Here is a 19,130-nt window from a genome sequence, read left to right on the forward strand (position 1 = left end):
CGTCACCGCCCCGCCGTCACCCCCTGCGCCGCCCGGGGGCCTTGTCCGGTGCCGGACCCGAGAGCCTCCAGGATCGCCTCGACGCTCTGTTTGGCGTCGCCGAAGAGCATGCTGCTGTTGTCCCGGAAGAAGAGCGGGTTCTGCACGCCCGCGTAGCCGGAGGCCATCGAGCGCTTGAACACGACGACCTGTTCCGCCTCCCAGACCCGCAGCACGGGCATGCCCGCGATCGGACTGGCGGGATCGTCGGTCGCCGAGGGATTGACCGTGTCGTTCGCGCCGATGACCAGCACGACCGAGGTGTCCGCGAAGTCGTCGTTGATCTCGTCCATCTCCAGCACGATGTCGTAGGGCACCTTGGCCTCGGCCAGCAGCACGTTCATGTGCCCGGGCAGCCGCCCCGCGACGGGGTGGACGCCGAAGCGCACCTCGACGCCGCGCTCGCGCAGCCGCCGGGTCAGCTCCGCGACCGGGTGCTGGGCCTGCGCCACGGCCATGCCGTAACCGGGGGTGATCACCACGGACCGCGCCCGCGCGAGCAGTTCGGCCGCCTCGTGCGCCCGTACCTCACGGTGCTCGCCCTGCTCCTCGGCACCGCCGGGCGGAGCCTCGATGCCGAAACCGCCTGCGATGACGGAGAGGAAGGAACGGTTCATCGCCTGGCACATGATGTAGCTCAGATACGCACCCGAGGATCCGACCAGTGCACCGGTGACGATGAGCAGGTTGTTGTCGAGCAGGAAGCCGGCCGCCGCCGCGGCCCAGCCGGAGTAGCTGTTGAGCATCGAGACGACGACGGGCATGTCGCCGCCGCCGATGGAGGCCACCAGGTGCCAGCCCAGAGCGAGCGCCAGGACCGTGACCGCCACCATCAGGGGCAGGCCGGGGCTGACGGTGAACCAGACGGTCAGCACCGCGAACAGGGCCAGCGCGCCCAGATTGAGGGCGTTCTTGCCGGGCAGCATCAGCGGCCGGGACTTGATCCGCGCGGACAGCTTCAGGTAGGCGACCACGGAACCGGTGAAGGTGACCGCGCCGATGAAGACGCCGATGAACACCTCGGCGTGGTGGATGCCGATCAGGTCGGCGGCGATCCGGCCCCGGGAGCCGTGCGCCTCGACCTCCAGATAGCTGTTCCAGCCGACCAGGACGGCGGCGAGACCGACGAAGCTGTGCAGCACCGCGATCAGCTCGGGCATCTGCGTCATCTCCACGCGCCGCGCCCGCCACAGGCCGATCGCGGCGCCGATCACCATGGCGAGCAGGATCAGCGCGACGGGTCCGGCGGACACGCTCCGCGCCGAGACCACGACGGTGGCCGCCAGGGCGAGGGCCATCCCCGCGATGCCGTAGACGACGCCGGCGCGCGAGGTCCGGTGCTGGGACAGACCGGCGAGGCTCAGCACGAACAGCAGGGCCGCCACCAGGTCGGCGGCGCGGGAGGCGGTCATGGACGTCATCGGGACTCGCCTCTCGAGAACATGGACAGCATGCGGCGGGTGACGGCGAAGCCGCCGAAGATGTTCACGCTCGTCAGCAGGATCGCCACGAAGGACAGCACGGTGACGAGCGTGCTCTCGTGCCCGATCTGCACCAGGGCACCGATCACCACGATCCCCGAGATGGCGTTGGTCACCGACATCAGCGGGGTGTGCAGGGAGTGATGGACCTTGCCGATCACGTAGTAGCCGATGACCACCGCCAGCGCGAACACCGTGAAGTTCTGCGCCAGTTGGGCCGGAGCGAAGGCGACCAGAAGGAAGGTCGCCAGCATGCCGAGGCCGATCAGGCCGAAGCGCCCCGCCGGGGTCGCCCGGCGCGGCTTCCCGCCCACCGGTGCGGCGGGGGACGCAGCGGCGGGCGCGGTGGCGGGCGGGGCCGCCGACACGGGGACCGGCGGGGGAGGCCAGGTGACCGTGCCCGCACGGACCACGGTCACGGTCCGCTGCACCACGTCGTCGAAGTCGATGACGATCCGGCCGTCCTTGCCCGGGGTGAGCAGCCGGAGCAGGTTGACCAGGTTGGTGCCGAACAGCTGCGACGCCTGGGCGGGCAGCCGGGCCGCCAGGTCCGTGTAGCCGATGACGGTCACACCGTTGCCGGTCACCACGGTCCGGCCCGCGACGGTCCCCTCGACGTTGCCGCCCTGGGCGGCGGCCATGTCGACGACGACACTGCCGGGCCGCATCGCCGCCACGTCGGCGGCGGTCAGCAGGCGCGGGGCGGGCCGTCCGGGGATCAGCGCGGTGGTGATGACGACGTCCACGTCACGGGCCTGCTCGTGGTAGAGCCGGGCCGCGGCACGGTCGTAGTCGGCAGAAGTGGCCTTGGCGTAGCCGTCGGTGCTCTCCTCCTGGGCCACGTCCACCGCGAGGTACTCGCCGCCCAGGGACCGCACCTGGTCCGCGACTTCCGGTCTGGGATCGGTGGCGCGGACGATCGCGCCGAGGCTGGAGGCGGCCCCGACGGCGGCGAGCCCCGCGACTCCGGCCCCGGCGACGAGGACCTTCGCCGGCGGCACCTTGCCCGCCGCGGTGACCTGCCCGGTGAAGAAGCGGCCGAAGACGTGCGCCGCCTCGATCACGGCCCGGTACCCGGCGATGTTCGCCATGGAGCTGAGCACGTCCATCGACTGCGCCCGCGATATGCGCGGCACCGCGTCCAGGGCGAGCGCCGTGACGCCCCGCTCGGCGAGCGCCTCGAGCAGCTCGGGCCGCTGCGCCGGTGCCAGGAGGGCCACCAGCGTCGTTCCTTCGCGCAGTGCGGCGCTCTCGTCGGCGGTCGGCGCGTTGACCTTGAGTACGACGTCCGCGGCCCAGGCCTCGCCGACGCTCGCTCCCGCCTCGGCGTAGGCATCGTCGGCGAAGCCGGAGGCCGCGCCGGCCCCCGACTCGACGACGACCTCGTAACCGAGGCCGAGGAGCAGGCGAACCGTCGAGGGCGTCGCGGCGACGCGCGTCTCCCCGGGCAAGGACTCGGCGACGACGCCGACGCGCCGAGCCGGGTGGTGAGCGGCTTGGTGTCCAGTCATGTCCAGTCTCTCGTGGAGGCGTTGTTGACCGGTTCCGTACCCACGGGAGGGCGACGCGGCACCGGGAGACGGCCGTCGTTCTTCGGCGCACCGCCCGCCACCTCCGGTGAGCGGGCACGGACGTCAACGCACCGAAGGTCGACCGAGTCTGGCGGCCACGGCGTCGAGGACCCAGTCCAGGCCGGTCGCGAAGGACTCCTCGGCATCCACGTGCGTGCCGTCGTACACGGCCCTGGACAGCGCCGGGAAACGGCCCGTGGCCAGCATCCGGGTCAGGTGCGGGCCGTGGGCGCGCTGCCACTCGTCCTTGGACAGGCCCGTGGTGCGCTCCGCCCGCAGGTCCGCGAGCTCGCGCCGGATTGCTCCGGTGTAGTAGGAACCGACCGTCTCCACGGCGCGCATGACGGTGTCGACGTCGGCCAGGCCGTCGAGCGCGGCCAGGGTCGCCTCGGCCACGGCGAGACCGTTCGGCCCCAGGGCCGGGCGGCCGCCGAGCAGGTCGGCCAGCCACGGGTGCCGCAGCGCGGCCTGCCGGGTGCGGTGGGCGAGGACGCGCAGCGCCTCCCGCCAGTCACCGGCCCGTTCCTCGGGGAGGATCTCGGCGTACACCGCGTCCACCATGAGGTCGAACAGCTCGTCCTTGGTGGAGATGAATCCGTACAGCCGCATCGGCCCGGCGTCCAGCCGGGCGGCCACCTTGCGCACGGACACCGCCGTCAGGCCGCCCTCGTCGGCGAGCGCGACCGCGGCGGCGACGATCCGCTCGCGGTCGAGCGGCACGGGGCGATGCGGCGGTTCGGGCCGGTCCCAGACAGTCATGCTCACACCGTACTGTTGCGATACGTCGTAGACCGAAAATACAGTGTATCGACATGAGACAACGTATCGCCGTGGTCGGCGGCGGCCCCGCAGGACTTGCCTTCGCCCGTGTCATGCACCGCCACGACCGCCCCGTCGCCGTCCTCGAACGCGATCCCGCCCCCGACGCCCGCCCGCCGGGCGGCACACTGGACCTGCACGAAGGGCTGGGCCAGCTCGCCATGGACAAGGCGGGGCTGCTGGCGGAGTTCCAGGCGCTGTCCCGTCCCGAGGGACAGGCCATGCGCATCCTGGACACGGACGGGACCGTGCTGCGCGACTGGCGGCCGGACCCGGCGGAACGGGCCAATCCGGAGATCGACCGCGGGCAACTCCGCGACCTGCTGCTCGGCCCGCTCGACGTCCGGTGGGGCCAGGGCGTGACGAAGGTGGTGCCGGGCGGCCGGGACGGCGTCCTGGTCCATTTCGAGGACGGGCGGCAGGAGGCGTTCGACCTGGTGGTCGGCGCGGACGGCGCCTGGTCCCGCACTCGCCCGGCGGTCTCCCCGGTGACGCCGCACTACACCGGCGTCACCGCCGTCGAGACCTCACTGGACGACGTCGACACCCGGCACCCCGACCTCGCCCGGCTGGTCGGTGACGGCTCGGTGGCCGTGTACGGCGTGAACCGGGCCGTCGTCGCCCAGCGGGGCAGCGGCGGCCACGTCAAGGTGCACGCCCAGTTCCGCGCGCCACTGGACTGGCACGCGCACCTTGACCTCGGGGACGCGGAGGCCGTGCGGTCGCGTCTGATGACGCTGTTCGACGGCTGGACCGCTCCCGTCCTCGACCTCCTCCGCCACGGCGCCGCGTTCGTCCACCGGCCCCTGCACGTCCTGCCCGTGTCCCACACCTGGACCCACGTCCCCGGAGTGACGCTCCTGGGTGACGCCGCCCATCTGATGCCTCCCCTGGGGGCGGGCGCCAACCTCGCGCTGCTGGAGGGCGCCGAACTCGCCGAGGCCCTCGCCGACGGCCCCGCAAATCCGGACGGGGCCGTCCGCGCCTTCGAGGAACGGATGTGGGCACGGGCCGGACGGTGGGCGAGGATCACGGCGGCCGGTCTGGAACGCCTGGTGAGTCCGGATCCCGCCGCGGCCCTCGCCGTCTTCGACCAGGTCCAGCCGTCCCGTTGAGCGGCCGACCCGTCGGCCGCCGGGGCCGGGTCAGCCGGCGGGCTCGCCGAACCAGCGGGAGAGGTGCTCGTCCAGGTCCCGCTGATCGTCGCCGATCCAGGCGACGTGGCCGTCCGGGCGCAGCAGGACGCACGGTACGTCCAGCGCCGCGGTGGGGTCCGCGAGCCGATCGACCCGCTCAGACCAGCCGCCGACGGTCAGACGTCCGGTGCGGTCCAGCAGCAGGCCGCGTCCGCGACGCAACAGACCGTAGAGGTTGCCCTGTTCGACGTCGATGTCCCGCATCCGGCGGCCGAGCAGGTCGGGACCCGCACCGAAGTCGTAGCGGATGCCGGTCGCGGTGACCTTCTCGATGAGCCGGCGGTTCACCTCGTCGAAGTCCATCAGTTCGGTGAGCAGCCGGCGCACGGCCCGCGCACCCGGTTCGGTGGAGTGCAGCTCCATCTGGGCGCGGGTGTTGTCCAGCACGTCCTCGGCGACCGGACGACGCTCCGCCTGGTAGGTGTCCAGCAGGGTGTCCGGCGCCCAGCCGCGGATCCGCGCGGCCAGCTTCCAGCCGAGGTTGAACGCGTCCTGAAGGCCCAGGTTGAGTCCCTGCCCGCCGGTGGGCGGATGGATGTGTGCCGCGTCACCGGCCAGCAGCACCCGCCCGACCCGGTAGCGCTCGGCCAGCCGGGTGGCATCCCCGAAGCGGGACAGCCAGCGCGGGGAGTGCACGCCGAAGTCGGTTCCGGCGACGGCACGCAACTGCCGCCGGAAGTCCTCCAGAGTGGGCGGTTGTGCGCGGTCACCGACTTCCGCGGCGGGGACCACGACGCTGTAGACCCCCGCGCCGAAGGGCCGCAGCCAGAACCGCTGCTGGGTCTCGCGGACTCGGGCCACCCCGGCGGAGACCTCCTCCGGGGGCACCCCCACTTCCATCTCGCCCATCAGCGTCTCGTTCCGCGAGGGCTCGCCGGGAAAGGGGACGCCCAGCAGTTTGCGCACCGTGCTGCGGCCGCCGTCGCAGCCGACGAGGTAGCGCGAACGCAGTCGTCGCCCGTCGGCCAACTCCACGGTCACCCCCTCGCCGTCCTGCTGGAAACCGGCGACCGCGCCCCCGTGCAGGACTCGCGCGCCCAGGTCGACCGCGTGTTCCTCCAGGAGCCGGACGACGACCGGCTGCGGGATGCCCAGCAGATAGGCGTACTCGGAATCCAGGTCCTTGGGCGCGGGCTTGGGGATGGCGGCGAAGACTCCGCCGACCGGGCGCTGCCTGCCGTGCCGGAGGAGGCGGTCCAGCAGTCCGCGCATGGCCATCAGCTCGATGCTGCGCATGTGCAGGGCGACGATCCGGACGAACGACGCGGGCTCGGTCTCCTTCTCCAGAACGAGTACGCGCACATCGTGCAGCCGCAGCTCGGCGGCGAGCATCGCGCCGGTCGGTCCGCATCCGGCGATGATCACGTCGAAGTCGCGCCCGGCCGTGTCCTCGGACGACGGCTCGGCGGTGAACTGCCCAGAGTTCATGGGTGTTGCCTTTCGGGAGTGCCTTGTGGTCGAGGCGCTCCCGGCGAGACCTGTGTCAGTCGCCGGCCATGACGGGAAGGGGGAGCACCCACGTCGATACAGCGTTCATGGGTCTCACCTCCTCGGGCGGTGTCACGGTCGAGTGCAGGCTACAAGTGCGGGGCTCGGACCGTCCAATCCCTTTCGGCGACTCCGATGACTTTCGTGCCCGGCAGCGGTCGTATCCGGTAGGCAGACCAGGCAGACCCACCGCACGGAGGAACGGACCGATGGCAAGTCTCATGGTCGACTTCATCATCTCGCTCGACGGATACGCGGCCGCGGACGGCTGGCCCGGCTTCTGGGGCATGGAGGGCCCCGAGTACCTCGCCTGGCTCGACGGGGACGGCGAGAAGCAGCACACGAGCCTCATGGGGGCCACGACGTACCGGCTGATGTCCGGCTTCGCCCGCGAGATGCCGGACGACCCCGGCTTCAAGGAGATCACCGCGATGCCCAAGGCGGTGTTCTCCTCGACCCTCCGGACCCCGCTGTCCTGGGACAACACGGAACTGGTCCGGGGGGACCCGGTCCCGGCCGTACGGGACATGAAACGGCACGGGACGCGGCCCCTGCGCACCCTGGGAAGCCTCACCCTGTGCCGCTCGCTGCTCCGGGCCGGTCTGGTCGACCGCTTCCGCGTGGTCGTCTTCCCGGTGATCACCGGGGCGACGGGCAGGGAGAGGATCTTCGACCAGTACCCGGACGTCACCCTCGACCTCGTCGAGAGCCGCACCTTCGACGGCCGGCTCCAGCTGCTGGAGTACGTGCCCACGGTCCTGGACGGACCGCCCGGGGTCGGCCAGAAGTAGCGCGTATTGGTCTAGGCCTGAAAGGCCCGACCCCCTATTCTCGGCGGTGGCCGACGACGCCCCCCACCCCGGTCGTCGGCCGGCCCGGGCGACCCCAGGTCCGGACCGGGCAGTCAGGTGCACTCCCCCCACTCACCGCCTCCGGGAGGCCATGGTGAACATGCGCACCAGAATGTCGGCGATCCTCGCAACACTGGGTCTCGTAGGATCCCTGGCCCTGGCCACGGCGTCCGCCGACGAGTCCCACGCCCCCGGCTCCGCGGCGCAGGTCGCGCTGACCGAGGTGGCCCGGGCCCAGAACCCGACGGCCGGTGCCGCCGGCCCGCAGGACACGGTCTGGATCGCCGAACGCGCCGGCACCGTCCGGGTCCTCGACGACGACGGACTCGGCGAACCCGTGCTCGACATCTCCGACGAGACCACCACCGACGGCGAACGCGGCCTGCTCGGCCTCGCCTTCGACGAACGGTTCGCGCACCTCTACGTCTCCTACACCGACCTTGCGGGCACCAGCACCGTCGACGAGTTCGCCGTCCAGGACGGCACGGTCCAGGAGAACACCCGGCGCACCGTGCTGACCCAGGAGCAGCCCGAGTCCAACCACAACGGCGGCGCCATCACGTTCGGCCCCGACGGCCACCTCTACATCGGGCTCGGTGACGGAGGGGGCGGCGGCGACCCCCAGGGCAACGGCCAGAAGCTCGACACCCTGCTCGGCAAGCTGCTGCGGATCGACCCGCAGGGCGGCGACCCGTACGCCATCCCGGAGGACAACCCCTTCGCCGACGACCCGGACGCCAGGGGCGAGATCTGGGCGTACGGGCTGCGCAACCCCTGGCGGTTCTCCTTCGACGCCGGCTCGGGCGACCTGCTCATCGGCGACGTCGGCCAGAGCGACTGGGAGGAGATCGACTGGGCGCCCGCGAGCAGCCCGGGCGGCGAGAACTACGGCTGGTCGCAGATGGAGGGTACGCATCCCTTCCGCGGCGGCACCGAGCCCGCGAACCACGTTCCGCCGATCCACGAGTACGACCGCACCGGCCTCGGCTGCTCCGTCACCGGCGGCTACGTCTACCGCGGCGAGGCGGTCCCCGGCCTCGCGGGACAGTACGTCTACGGCGACTACTGCGACGGCACACTGCGCTCCCTGGAGATCGAGGACGGCCGGGTGACCGCCGAGCACGACCTCGGGGTGAACGGCGGCGAGGTCGTCTCCTTCGCCCAGGACGGCGACGGGGAGCTGTACGTCCTCGCCATCGGAGGTACGGTTTCCCGCGTCGACCCGGCGTGACCCCGGCACGGGCCTGACCACCGGGCGCGCGTCGCCGAGGAGGAACGACCCCTGTGAAGATCACCGCTGCCGACGTCGTCGTCACCAGCCCGGGACGCAACTTCGTCACCCTGCGCATCACCACCGAGGACGGGCTCACCGGCCTCGGCGACGCCACCCTCAACGGGCGCGAACTGGCCGTCGAGGCCTACCTGCGCGAGCACGTGGCCCCGCTGCTGCTCGGGCGGGACGCGCACGCCGTAGAGGACACCTGGCAGTACCTCTACCGGGGTGCGTACTGGCGCCGCGGCCCGGTCACCATGGCTGCCGTCGCCGCCGTGGACATGGCGCTGTGGGACATCAAGGGCAAGGCTGCGGGCATGCCGGTGTACCAACTCCTCGGCGGCGCCTGCCGCACGGGCGCCCTGGCCTACGGCCACGCCTCCGGCCGGGACATACCCGAACTGCTCGACTCGGTGCGCGAACACCTGGCGGACGGCTTCCGGGCCGTCCGTATCCAGAGCGGCATCCCCGGTCTGGACTCCGTGTACGGCGTCGCCGCCTCGGCCGCCGGCGACGGGGACCGCTACGACTACGAACCCGCCCGCCGTACCGGCGCCGCGCACCCGCGCCCCACCGAGGAGACCTGGGACACCCGCGCCTACCTGCGCCACATGCCCACGGTCTTCGAAGCCGTACGGCACACCTTCGGCCCCGAACTCCCCCTGCTGCACGACGGCCACCACCGCATGACGCCCATCCAGGCGGCGCGGCTCGGCAAGGACCTCGAACCCTACGACCTCTTCTGGCTGGAGGACGCGACCCCGGGCGAGGACCAGGGGGCACTGCGCCTGATCCGGGAGCACACCACCACGCCCTTGGCCATCGGGGAGGTCTTCAACTCCGTCCACGACTACACCACCCTGCTCCAGGAACGGCTGATCGACTACGTCCGCTCGGCGGTGACGCACACCGGGGGGATCACCGCCGTACGCAAACTGCTCGACATGGCCGCCGTGTACGGCATCAAGTCCGGCATGCACGGTCCGACCGACATCTCGCCGGTGGGCATGGCGGCCGCCCTCCACCTCGACCTGGCCGTGCACAACTTCGGCATCCAGGAGTACATGCGCCACGCCCCGGACACCCTTGAGGTGTTCCGCACCTCCTACCGCTTCGAGGACGGCCTCCTGCACCCCGGCGAGGCCCCCGGGCTCGGCGTCGAACTCGACGACGAGGCGGCGGCCCGCTTCCCCTACGAGCCCGCCTACCTGCCCGTGAACCGCCTCGGCGACGGCACCGTCCACGACTGGTGAGGCCCGGGACCGGCGCCGCGTGGCAGAGTGGAGATGCCCCGTTTCCCGTCGTCCCGCAGAAAGTCCCCGTCGCATGCGTCTCCTGCTCATCAGGCACGGCCAGACCCCGTCCAACCTCAAGCACCTCCTGGACACGGCCGAGCCGGGCCCCGGTCTGACCGCCCTCGGCCAGGAACAGGCGGCGGCGCTGCCCGACGCCCTGGCGTCGGAGAAGATCGACGCCCTGTACGCGTCGACGCTGGTGCGCACGCAGCTGACCGCCGCGCCCCTGGCCTCGGCGACCGGACTGGAGGTCCGGGTCCGGGCCGGGATCCGGGAGCTGACCGCCGGCGACCTGGAGATGCGCGGCGACGACGAGGCGGCACGGACCTACATGCACACCGCGTTCGCCTGGTCCGCGGGTGACGTGGGGCTCCGGATGCCCGGCGGCGAGAACGGGGTGGAGGCACTGGCCCGTTTCGACGCCGTCGTGGCCGAGGCCCACCAGGGCGGCGCCGAGACAGTGGCCATGGTCAGCCACGGCGCCGCCATCCGCATGTGGGTGGCGGCGCGGGCCGACAACGTGGACGTCGACCACGCCGCGGGGCACCCCCTGGCGAACACCGGAATCGTCATCCTCTCCGGTTCGCCCGGTCAGGGATGGCGAGCGCTGCTCTGGGAGGGCGAGTCCCTGGGGCCCGTGCCCCTCACGCCGGGCCCGGACGACCCCACCGGCGCCACCGTGGAGCAGCTCAGCCGAGGGGAGTGAGGAACTCCCGCACCGGCAGGGGCCGCCCGACGATCCGGGTGTCGCCCAGCCAGCCGTAGAAGCCCTGCCCGAACCGTTCGTCGAACTGCGTGCCGCCCAGGACGAAGGGCTTGCCGAGGGTGGCGATCCCGGTCGACGGCTGCGCGGGATTGCGCGCGATCCTCGATCCGTCCACGTACATCACCGTACGGCGGCCGTCGTTGACGACGGCGATGTGCATCCAGCGCCCGACCGGGACGGCATGGCTCCACGACGTGGGGTCGGCGTCCTGCCGGTGCGGGTAGACGACGAACTGGAGGAAGCGCTCGGGGGAGAGGTTCAGGCTGCACGTCGGTTCCAGCGGGGACCAGCCCGTCGTCTTGCCCGCGTCGCCGTTGCGGCCCTCCCAGCTGAGGATGCCCATCCAGTCGTGGTTGCCCTCGAACGGCTCGGGCAGCCGGACGAAGGTCTCGATGGTGTACCCGCGCAGGAACTTCTCACTGTTCAGGGCCGCTCCGTCCGCGGTGGTGAGGACGGCACCCCGGTCGGGGCCCTGACCGCCGTCGAAGCGCAGGCTGGCGTGCGCGGGCTGACCGCGGTGGTGGTCCCGCGACCAGGTGAGCGCGTCGGCGCCGGAGGCGTGCAGCCGGCGCACCCTCAGGTCGTTCCCCCGGCCGGTGAGGTCCCTGACCACGGTGCCGTCGGGCAGGGGCGCGCCCGGCTTCTGGGCCGCGTCGGTTCCGGCGCCGTCGAAGCGCCAGTAGGCGAGCGTGCCGCGGGGCATCACGGCCCGGGCCGGCCGGGGCTTCGGCGCGGGCACGGGGGCGAAGCCCGCGAACCGTGCGTCGAAGTCGATGCCGAGCGTGAACCGGTCGGCGGGACCGGTGAGTTCCAGCGTCTCCGCCGCCAGCGGGGAGCGCGCCGCGGGGTCCCGGGCGAGGAACCAGGGCGAGAACGTCTCCACGTCGACGACCCCGCGCACCAGGTCGAAGCCGTAGGTGCGGATCATGCCCGCGCCGCCGTAGTAGCGGTCCTGGTAGTTGGTGATGTGGACGTGGACGTCGTGCCCGGCGTCGTTGGTCAGTACGGTGCGGCCGGGGGGCCAGTAGTGCCCGCCCAGCGCCAGGAAGATCTGGTCGTTCCCCCTGATCAGGCCGTCCCACAGACGCCGGCCGTGGTCGGACAGCCGGGCCTCGCCGTCGTCGCCCGACCAGGCGATGTCGTGCGTGGTCAGCACCGCCGGCAGGCTGGGATGCCGGGCGAGCACCTGCCGCGCCCACGCCAGCCCCTGGTCGGAGACCCGCCAGTCCAGGGCGAGGACGAGCCACTGCCGCCCGCCGGCCCGCAGGACGTGGTAGCTGTTGTAGCCGTCGGGCGAGGCACCGCCGAACGTCGGCATGGACCGGTAGCGGTCGGGCCCGAAGGCGGAGAGGTAGGCCGAGTCGCCCCGCTGGTCGTCCGTGGACGAACGGATGTCGTGGTTGCCCGCCAGCACGCTGTACGGGACCCGGCCGTGCAGGACGCGGAAGGTGTCGGCCGCGAGATCGATCTCGGCCTCGGTGCCGTGCTCGGTGACGTCGCCGAGGTGCGTCATGAACGCGATGTTGGCCGCGGCCCGCTCGGTGACGAGGTGGCGGAACGTCGCCCGCAGCGGGGCCGGATCGGCGCTGTCGGCGTCGAACAGGTACTGGGTGTCGGGCAGCACCGCCAGGGCGAACCGCGGACTGTCGGCGTCGAAGCGGCCGCCGGACCACCCGGCCGCCTCGGCCGCCCGGGCCGGGACGGTGTCCAGACCGGCGACCACGGCACCGGCCGCGGGTACGGCCACCGCCGCACGCAACAACACGCGTCTGTCCGGGTGACGGCGCTGACTGCTCTGTTCCTCTGTGCTCATCTGGGCTCCACGGGCCGGGTGACGGATTGCGATCAGTCCGCATGCTGCTCACCCGCGCCGACCGTCCGATGGCGCCGAGCTGAACACCGCCCGCCCGGCCGACGACGGCCCGTGGCGGTAACCTGCGGCGGCGGGCCGGGAACAGGGGAGCCGTCACACGCTGTTGCATCGGCCAAGGGACCGGCGCCGCATCCGCGCCCGCCGTGTCCGGAGCAAGACGTACCCCAGCAGGAGGACTCTTTCATGACCGACCGACCCTTGACGCTCATGGCCGTGCACGCACACCCCGACGACGAGGCCACGGGAACGGGCGGGGTCCTGGCGCGGTACGCGGCGGAGGGCATCCGCACGGTGCTCGTGACGTGTACCGACGGCGGTTGCGGGGACGGGCCCGGGGGCGTGAAGCCGGGCGATCCGGGGCACGATCCGGCGGCCGTCGCCCAGATGCGCCGGCGGGAACTCGAGGAGAGCCGTGAGGTCCTGAAGATCAGCGATCTGGAGACGCTGGACTACGCCGACTCCGGAATGATGGGCTGGCCGAGCAACGACGCCCCCGGATCCTTCTGGCGGACCCCGGTGGAGGAAGGCGCCGCCCGCCTCGCGGAACTCATGCGGCACTACCGGCCCGACGTGGTCGTCACCTACGACGAGAACGGCTTCTACGGCCACCCCGACCACATCCAGGCCCACCGCATCACCATGGCGGCACTGGAGATGACGACGCTGACACCGAAGGTGTACTGGACCACGGCGCCCCGCTCGATGATGGGGCGCTTCGGTGAGATCATGCGCGAGTTCAACGAGGACATGCCGGAGCCGGACCCCGCCGAGGCCGCCGCGATGGCAGAGATCGGCCTCCCCGACGAAGAGATCACCACCTGGGTGGACACCACCGCGTTCAGTGGCCAGAAGTTCGACGCGCTGGCCGCCCACGCCAGCCAGGGCGAGAACATCTTCTTCCTCAGGATGGGCAAGGAGAGGTTCGGCGAGCTGATGGGCATGGAGACCTTCGTACGCGTGCGGGACACCACCGGCGCGGCCGTACCGGAGAACGACCTCTTCGCCGGACTGCGCTGACCCGCCGCCCTGCGGCCCACGGGCCGCAGGGCATCCATCCATCCATGACATCGTTGTCCGGCCGAAGCGCGGCGCGGCGCCCTACGGCGTGTGGACGGCCTCGCTGCCGTACAGCTCCCTGGTGAACGCGGAGACGTCGGCGCTGCGGTCGCTGCCGTCGAGGTTGTACGTCAGGTAGACGCCGTACCCCTCGTTGACGGTGCGCCGGGCCAGGGCGGCGGACGTGCTCTGCGAGGTCCGGCCGATCTCGACGGCCGCCGGTGACAGCTTCGACTTGGGCAGCGCGATCCCGGGGACCTGCCAGGTGCCGTAGTACGGGTTCCAGGCGTAGTCGAAGTCGGTGGAGACGTCGACGCCGCCGTAGGAGAGGCGTGAGGCGGCCGGACCGATGTTGTACAGGCTGATGATCTTGTCCGGCATGTTCGCGCGCAGGGCCGTCACCAAGTGGACGAACGAGCTGTCGTTGGGCTGCGCGGTGCCGTTGGTGCCGTACTCCGCGTACTCGTCGTCGAAGTCGATGCCGTCGAGGCCGTACTCGGCGACGGTGTCCGAGAGTTGCTTCGCGAACGCCGAAGCCGCCTGCTGGGAGGGGAAGTTGGCGAACCCCGCGCCCTGGTGGTTGCCGAGTACCGAGAGGACGACCTTGATGCCCTTCTGCTGCAACGGCCGTATCTGGGTGGCGGCGTTGTCCAGGACGCGCTGCACGTTCTCGTTGAAGTGCAGGTACGCCGTCTTCGTGCTCGTGTCGTAGTTGATGTTCGCCGCGAAGATCACGGCGACGTCGAAGACGTTGCCGCCGCCGTCGGCGAGGGTGTACTTGCCCGCGTTGAGCATGCTGTTGTTGTTCACCTCGATGTAGGCCACCGAGGTCGGTCCCTGTTTCGCGGCGGCGGGGGCCGCAGCCGCGCCGGTCGTGGTGGTCGTCGCGGCCGTGCCGAAGGCGAGGGCCGCGACGGCCGAGAGCGCGAGCGCGGCCCTGCGCACCCTGCTCCGTACCGGAGTGAACTTCATCGATCGTTCTCCATCTCTCGTGATCGGTGCCCGGCCGGTTCACCGGCGCCGAGTGAAGCCCTTCGAGTCTTCCCGACCCGGACGGCACTGTCAGTGGGTGATGACAACCTGGATCCATGACGAACACGACGGCGTTCGACTGGCGGCCCTTCCTGGCCGAGTGGAGCGGGGAGTGGGCGGACTGCCTGCCTGAGGGGGAGACGCGGAGCGCGGACGACACATCCGCCCGGTGGTCTCGTTGGCTGGGATTCCCGCCCGCCGACGAGGCGCGGGTCGCGGCGGCGGAGGCGCGCCTGGGCCGCCGCCTGCCCCCGTCGTACCGGGACTTCCTGATGGTCAGTGACGGGTGGCGGCACGCGGGCGGATTCGTGTGGCTGCTCGCGGGCACCGCGGACGCGCGCTGGCACGACGACGCGTCGGGCCTGGCGGACACGTTCGAGGAGTACCTGGACGAGGACGCCGGGCCCGAGGAGCGGCGGGCGGCGGGCATCTGGCGGCGCGGACTGCAGCTTGACGTCGAGTCCGACGCCACCTACGTCCTCATGGACCCGGAGGACGTGGACGAGGACGGTGAGTGGGCCGTGTACACCTGGGCGGGCTGGCGGGCCGCACCGCCCGAACGGCACGCGAACTTCGGTGCGTTCATGCGGGAGATGCATCGCGAGTTCCACCGCCTGCGCGCTCGCCCGGGGGAAGGGGAGCCGGAGTTCGTCAACGGCACGACGCGCAGGCTCGACGCGCTCGTCGAGGAGGCCCGGCTGGAGGCGCTGCGCGGCGACTGGGAGGGAGCCCTGCGACTCCTGGACGAGGCCAAGGCGTACGGCAGACCGCGAGCCGCCGGACTCGGCGACCAGATACGCCGTCTGCTCGGCAAGACCTACATGGTGAACTTCGACGGCCTCGCCGCGGACCCGCGGTACACGCCCGAGCTGTTGCCCCTGCTGACCGCCGAGGCGGACTTGACGGGACCGGCGCGGACGACGCTCGACGGGATGCGGAAGGGCACGTACGCGTACACGGCGCCCGGACCGTTCGGAGAGGCGGTCGAGCGGGCGCGGGAGCTGGCCCGGTGGGGGGACACGGACGCGGCCTGGCGGGAGCTGACGAGCGCCCTGCCCTCGTGGGAGCCGCTGGGACCTGACCACCTGGCGCCGGTGGGGTGGATCGCGGACACGCTGCTCGGGCCGCTGCTGACCGCGGAGCGGGGGCGCGAGCTGCTGTCCACGCCCAGGGGCGGTCAGCCCGGTGAGGCACCCGGGCCGACGCCGCCGCTGGACCCGCCCGGCCTGGCATGGCTCGCCGAGCCGGACCCGGGCAACAGCCGCACGTGCTACCGGTTCGTACTGGTCGAAGGGGTCGAGCCCGAGGAGTTGCCGGCGCGGCTCGCGGACGGGGGCGGCGCCGTGCTCAACGAGCCCATGACCTTCTGGCAGGCGCGGCACGGCTCGTCGCGCGGCCGCGGGGAGTTCCCGTCGTACGAGGACCGGGCGCTCCTCGCGGTCGGCCGGGCGGGCGCCGGCTGGAGTTTCGCCTTCGACGGCGACCCCGCGCCCTTCGACCGGCAGCGGTTCGTCTCCCCCGCGGCCGCCGTCTGCGCGGGCACTCGGGCGGTGGTGGTGTGGAGCGGGCTGAGAACACGGCACGGAGAACCCTTCTTCCATCTCTCGGTGGCCCGGGACGGCGTCGAGCAGTACGCCTTCACGTACGGCGAGGGGGAGATCCGGGAGAGCGGGGAGATACCGAGGACACTGCGCCCGGACCAGTACTTCGGTGGCCCGGGCGACGGCGCCGACGATGCGGAACGGGCGCTGCTGGCGGCGGTGGGCGGGGAGTTCGGCGTCCACCTGCCCCGGCAGGCGCTCGTGCACGGGAGGCTGCACACCTGCACCAGCCGCTCCTGGACCCGTCCACCGAGGGACGGGGAGAGCTACCTGGAAGTCCGCGTGCGCATGTGCTGACCGTGCTGATCGTCGCCGAGCCTCAGTCCTCGATGAGGACGGGCACCGGTCGCGCGACCGCCGACGGCGAACCGGCCGCACCGGAGAAGTTGTTCTCGACCTCCGCCTTCTCCGCGGCGTTCGGGTACGGATTGGTGCACGGGACGCCCGCGCTCGATCCGGACATCAGACTGGAGCACGGACCGGGTTTGCGGTCCGGCAGCCCCAGGATGTGACCGAGTTCGTGGGACGAGATGCGTACCGTGTTGTAGCCCTCGTTCACCGCCTGACGTCCGATCCAGACGGTGCCCTTGCCCAGGGACGTGGGGAGGGCGCGCGGCCAGCCGTCGTCGGCCAGTATCCGGATGTCGGCCCGCTGTCCGGCCGGCACCGGACGCAGCTCGGCACCCTCGACGCTCTCGTTCCAGATGGCCGCGCCCCGGTCGACCGCGGACCGGAACTCCGCGGAGCCGCTCGCGTCGTAGGTGAGAACCCGGGCTGCGGCCGGTGAGCCCGCGGCCACGGCCTGGCCGCTCAGCAGCGGCAGCGACATCAGCGCCGCCGCGAGACATCCGGTCAGTGTGCGGACGTGCATGCTCGACCTCCTTGTGGGGGAGAGGAGTCGTGCTCATGACATCAACTGGCTCCCTGCCCAGGAGACGGCGCTGCCAATCAGTCAATTCGTGGGCAGCTCCCGGCCGTCCGTGACAAGGAGGCCGAGCAGGGCCTGGCGCCGTGCACGTACGATGCCCGGATGTCCGAGCCGTTGCGCACGAGCCGCCGCAGACGGGTTGCCGCGTGTGCGGTGACGGGTGCGGTCGGCCTCGTCGCCACCGCGGTGCTGAACGCCTCCTCGACTCCGGCCCCCCGGCCCGAGGAGCCCGTCGGCGCCGTGTGCGCGGAGCGCATCGCGGACATGGAGAAGCAACTGGCCAAGGCCAGGCGGGAGGGCGGTGACGGGGTGCTGACGTTCTCGCGGGTCAGGGGCGATACCGAGGACGACTGCGAAGAGGAACTCCGGGACCACTTCGGGGGCGGTCGGTGAGCCGCGGAACCGGAACCGCGGCCCACCCCCGTCGTGCGTCTGCTCCTCCTGCCTCGCCGCGTCAGCTCGTCGGGAAGTCGTCCGCGGTGCTGATACGGCTCTTCAACAGCGCCCCGGACTCGGTCAGCACACCGCTGCTGCTGTAGTCGCTGCCCTCACAGGTGCCCGGTTTGAAGGCGGCGCTGCCCTCGTCCGCGTCGGAGTAGGTCCAGTTCGCGTAACTGATCTTCAACTGGTCCAGCAGGTCCAGCCAGGCGATGCTGCTCGCCCGGTCCACCGCACCACCGCCGGTGGCGCTCACCGTGCCGAACTCCGAGACGAACAGGGGAAGTTTGGTGGCCGCTCGGCTCACCGCCGCCCGGTAGGCGTCCTTGTGGCTGGCGGCGTAGAAGTGGAACGCGTACATGATGTTGGTCGCGTTCACCGGGTTGTTGACCACCTCGCTCTCGTTCGAGCCGTCCGAGACGCCCAGCGAGGACCAGCCGCGGGTGCCGACGATGACGACGGCGTCCGGGTCGGCGGCCCGGATCACCGGGATGACCTGCTCGGCGTAGCTCTTGACGGCCGTCCAGCTCACGCCGTTGGGCTCGTTGGCGATCTCGTAGATCACGTTCTTCTTGTCCGCGTTGCGGGCGGCGACGGAGGAGAAGAAGGTCTTGGCGCGGTCGAGGTTGTAGTTCGGGTCGCCCGGCGTCAGGGTGTGGAAGTCGATCACCGCGTACATGCCGCGGGCCTCAGCCATGTCGACCAGGCCGTTCACCCGGCTGGTGAAGCCCGCCGGGTCGGTTTCGTAGCCGTCCTCCTGGACGTACATGGCGACGCGGAGCAGGTCCGACTTCCAGTCCTGCGCCAGGGCGTCGAGGGACGCGTCGCCGTAGCACTGGCCGAACCACTGGATGCCGTGCGTGCTCATGCCGCGCAGCTGTATCGGACGGTCGTACTGGTTGCACAGGTGCACGCCGCAGACGTGCAGTTGACCGTTTACGGCGGCCGGGGGCCCGTCCGCGGGTGGGTCGGTCGGCGGGTCGGTGACGGACCCGGTGCAGGTCACACCGTTGAGAGCGAAGGATGTGGGTGCCGGGTTGGAGCCCGTGAAGGAACCGACGAAGCCCAGCTCGGTCGATGCGCCCGTGGACAGGGTGCGGTTCCAGTCGACCCCGCGGGCCGTGACCGAGGAACCGGACTGCGTCCAGGCGGCGTTCCAGCCCTGGACGACCCGCTGCCCGGCATCCGGCATCGTGAACTCGAGCGTCCAGCCACTCACGGGTTCGCCCAGGTTCGTGATCTTCACGCCGGCCTGGAAGCCGCCCTCCCACTGACTGGTGAGCGTGTACTCGGCCTTGCAGCCGGTCGCCGCCTGCGCCGGTGGCCCGGCCAGCGACGTGAGGCCGACGACCGACGCGCCGGCCGCGAGCAGAGCCCATAAGCGTTTCACAGCGTTCCTCCTCGTACGAAGCGGACACAACGC

16 protein-coding genes are annotated in these 19,130 nt (G+C 71.7%); 8 read left to right on the plus strand and 8 right to left on the minus strand.

Features of this window, described 5'->3' with window-relative positions; all coding sequences use genetic code 11:
* Window positions 1-2 precede the first annotated feature (2 nt).
* The 3 genes from pntB to ACFYZ3_RS21655 form a co-directional block, all read right to left on the minus strand.
* Entirely contained in the window at window positions 3-1,460 is a 1,458-nt protein-coding gene (gene pntB, locus ACFYZ3_RS21645; protein ID WP_388520075.1) for a Re/Si-specific NAD(P)(+) transhydrogenase subunit beta, read from the minus strand.
* Window positions 1,457-3,031 carry a Re/Si-specific NAD(P)(+) transhydrogenase subunit alpha gene (locus tag ACFYZ3_RS21650; RefSeq protein ID WP_388520078.1) on the minus strand — a complete coding sequence of 525 codons (1,575 nt, stop codon included), beginning with the start codon at window positions 3,029-3,031 and terminating at the stop codon, window positions 1,457-1,459. Before ACFYZ3_RS21650 ends, pntB begins: the two co-directional genes overlap by 4 nt.
* A 123-nt stretch (window positions 3,032-3,154) precedes the next feature.
* Window positions 3,155-3,850: a TetR/AcrR family transcriptional regulator gene (locus ACFYZ3_RS21655; RefSeq protein WP_388520080.1), complete on the minus strand. Its 696-nt coding sequence runs from the start codon at window positions 3,848-3,850 to the stop codon at window positions 3,155-3,157.
* Between the two features lie 53 nt (window positions 3,851-3,903).
* Here ACFYZ3_RS21655 and ACFYZ3_RS21660 point away from each other — a divergent pair, with 53 nt between their 5' ends.
* Window positions 3,904-5,025, plus strand: a complete 1,122-nt coding sequence (locus tag ACFYZ3_RS21660; protein WP_388520083.1) for an FAD-dependent oxidoreductase — start codon at window positions 3,904-3,906, stop codon at window positions 5,023-5,025.
* Between the two features lie 30 nt (window positions 5,026-5,055).
* Here ACFYZ3_RS21660 and rox read toward each other — a convergent pair whose 3' ends face one another.
* Entirely contained in the window at window positions 5,056-6,534 is a 1,479-nt protein-coding gene (gene rox, locus ACFYZ3_RS21665; protein WP_388520086.1) for a rifampin monooxygenase, read from the minus strand.
* 269 nt (window positions 6,535-6,803) lie between these two features.
* On the opposite strand from rox, the gene ACFYZ3_RS21670 reads away from it, so the two are divergent.
* From ACFYZ3_RS21670 to ACFYZ3_RS21685, 4 genes are all read left to right on the plus strand, one after another.
* Window positions 6,804-7,385, plus strand: a complete 582-nt coding sequence (locus tag ACFYZ3_RS21670) for a dihydrofolate reductase family protein (RefSeq protein ID WP_388520089.1) — start codon at window positions 6,804-6,806, stop codon at window positions 7,383-7,385.
* 154 nt (window positions 7,386-7,539) lie between these two features.
* Window positions 7,540-8,676 carry a PQQ-dependent sugar dehydrogenase gene (locus ACFYZ3_RS21675; RefSeq protein ID WP_388520575.1) on the plus strand — a complete coding sequence of 379 codons (1,137 nt, stop codon included), beginning with the start codon at window positions 7,540-7,542 and terminating at the stop codon, window positions 8,674-8,676.
* 53 nt (window positions 8,677-8,729) lie between these two features.
* Window positions 8,730-9,971, plus strand: a complete 1,242-nt coding sequence (manD, locus tag ACFYZ3_RS21680; RefSeq protein WP_388520092.1) for a D-mannonate dehydratase ManD — start codon at window positions 8,730-8,732, stop codon at window positions 9,969-9,971.
* A gap of 73 nt (window positions 9,972-10,044) precedes the next feature.
* Complete coding sequence (locus tag ACFYZ3_RS21685) at window positions 10,045-10,719, plus strand: histidine phosphatase family protein (RefSeq protein ID WP_388520094.1); 675 nt, start codon at window positions 10,045-10,047, stop codon at window positions 10,717-10,719.
* Here the strand turns inward: ACFYZ3_RS21685 and ACFYZ3_RS21690 are convergent.
* Entirely contained in the window at window positions 10,703-12,592 is a 1,890-nt protein-coding gene (locus tag ACFYZ3_RS21690; protein WP_388520097.1) for a LamG-like jellyroll fold domain-containing protein, read from the minus strand. The genes ACFYZ3_RS21685 and ACFYZ3_RS21690 overlap by 17 nt on opposite strands.
* A gap of 243 nt (window positions 12,593-12,835) precedes the next feature.
* On the opposite strand from ACFYZ3_RS21690, the gene ACFYZ3_RS21695 reads away from it, so the two are divergent.
* Window positions 12,836-13,669, plus strand: coding sequence for a PIG-L family deacetylase (locus tag ACFYZ3_RS21695; RefSeq protein WP_388520101.1), 834 nt, complete (start codon window positions 12,836-12,838; stop codon window positions 13,667-13,669).
* An 81-nt stretch (window positions 13,670-13,750) separates the two neighbouring features.
* Here ACFYZ3_RS21695 and ACFYZ3_RS21700 read toward each other — a convergent pair whose 3' ends face one another.
* On the minus strand, window positions 13,751-14,680 hold the full coding sequence (locus ACFYZ3_RS21700) for an endo-beta-N-acetylglucosaminidase H (protein WP_388520103.1): 930 nt from the start codon (window positions 14,678-14,680) through the stop codon (window positions 13,751-13,753).
* 116 nt (window positions 14,681-14,796) lie between these two features.
* Between ACFYZ3_RS21700 and ACFYZ3_RS21705 the strand changes: the two genes are divergently transcribed.
* On the plus strand, window positions 14,797-16,638 hold the full coding sequence (locus ACFYZ3_RS21705) for an SMI1/KNR4 family protein (protein WP_388520106.1): 1,842 nt from the start codon (window positions 14,797-14,799) through the stop codon (window positions 16,636-16,638).
* 22 nt (window positions 16,639-16,660) lie between these two features.
* Here the strand turns inward: ACFYZ3_RS21705 and ACFYZ3_RS21710 are convergent, their stop codons facing one another.
* Entirely contained in the window at window positions 16,661-17,212 is a 552-nt protein-coding gene (locus ACFYZ3_RS21710) for a snapalysin family zinc-dependent metalloprotease (protein ID WP_388520109.1), read from the minus strand.
* 159 nt (window positions 17,213-17,371) lie between these two features.
* Between ACFYZ3_RS21710 and ACFYZ3_RS21715 the strand changes: the two genes are divergently transcribed.
* Window positions 17,372-17,662, plus strand: coding sequence for a hypothetical protein (locus ACFYZ3_RS21715; protein WP_388520112.1), 291 nt, complete (start codon window positions 17,372-17,374; stop codon window positions 17,660-17,662).
* Window positions 17,663-17,723: 61 nt separating this feature from the next.
* On the opposite strand, the gene ACFYZ3_RS21720 is transcribed toward ACFYZ3_RS21715, so the two are convergent.
* On the minus strand, window positions 17,724-19,097 hold the full coding sequence (locus ACFYZ3_RS21720; RefSeq protein WP_388520115.1) for a cellulase family glycosylhydrolase: 1,374 nt from the start codon (window positions 19,095-19,097) through the stop codon (window positions 17,724-17,726).
* Window positions 19,098-19,130: the final 33 nt, after the last annotated feature.

The sequence above is a fragment of the Streptomyces sp. NPDC001599 genome (assembly GCF_042893535.1).
Taxonomy (GTDB): Bacteria; Actinomycetota; Actinomycetes; order Streptomycetales; family Streptomycetaceae; genus Streptomyces.

What these genes read in the sequence shown, in the direction of transcription:
- ACFYZ3_RS21705 (WP_388520106.1), top strand. Translation starts at nt 14,797, where the DNA reads ATGACGAACACGACGGCGTTCGACTGGCGGCCCTTCCTGGCCGAGTGG.
- ACFYZ3_RS21660 (WP_388520083.1), top strand. Translation starts at nt 3,904, where the DNA reads ATGAGACAACGTATCGCCGTGGTCGGCGGCGGCCCCGCAGGACTTGCC.
- ACFYZ3_RS21700 (WP_388520103.1), bottom strand. Translation starts at nt 14,680, where the DNA reads ATGAAGTTCACTCCGGTACGGAGCAGGGTGCGCAGGGCCGCGCTCGCG.
- rox (WP_388520086.1), bottom strand. Translation starts at nt 6,534, where the DNA reads ATGAACTCTGGGCAGTTCACCGCCGAGCCGTCGTCCGAGGACACGGCC.
- ACFYZ3_RS21690 (WP_388520097.1), bottom strand. Translation starts at nt 12,592, where the DNA reads ATGAGCACAGAGGAACAGAGCAGTCAGCGCCGTCACCCGGACAGACGC.
- ACFYZ3_RS21695 (WP_388520101.1), top strand. Translation starts at nt 12,836, where the DNA reads ATGACCGACCGACCCTTGACGCTCATGGCCGTGCACGCACACCCCGAC.
- pntB (WP_388520075.1), bottom strand. Translation starts at nt 1,460, where the DNA reads ATGACGTCCATGACCGCCTCCCGCGCCGCCGACCTGGTGGCGGCCCTG.
- ACFYZ3_RS21670 (WP_388520089.1), top strand. Translation starts at nt 6,804, where the DNA reads ATGGCAAGTCTCATGGTCGACTTCATCATCTCGCTCGACGGATACGCG.
- ACFYZ3_RS21710 (WP_388520109.1), bottom strand. Translation starts at nt 17,212, where the DNA reads ATGCACGTCCGCACACTGACCGGATGTCTCGCGGCGGCGCTGATGTCG.
- ACFYZ3_RS21655 (WP_388520080.1), bottom strand. Translation starts at nt 3,850, where the DNA reads ATGACTGTCTGGGACCGGCCCGAACCGCCGCATCGCCCCGTGCCGCTC.
- ACFYZ3_RS21715 (WP_388520112.1), top strand. Translation starts at nt 17,372, where the DNA reads ATGTCCGAGCCGTTGCGCACGAGCCGCCGCAGACGGGTTGCCGCGTGT.
- ACFYZ3_RS21685 (WP_388520094.1), top strand. Translation starts at nt 10,045, where the DNA reads ATGCGTCTCCTGCTCATCAGGCACGGCCAGACCCCGTCCAACCTCAAG.
- ACFYZ3_RS21650 (WP_388520078.1), bottom strand. Translation starts at nt 3,031, where the DNA reads ATGACTGGACACCAAGCCGCTCACCACCCGGCTCGGCGCGTCGGCGTC.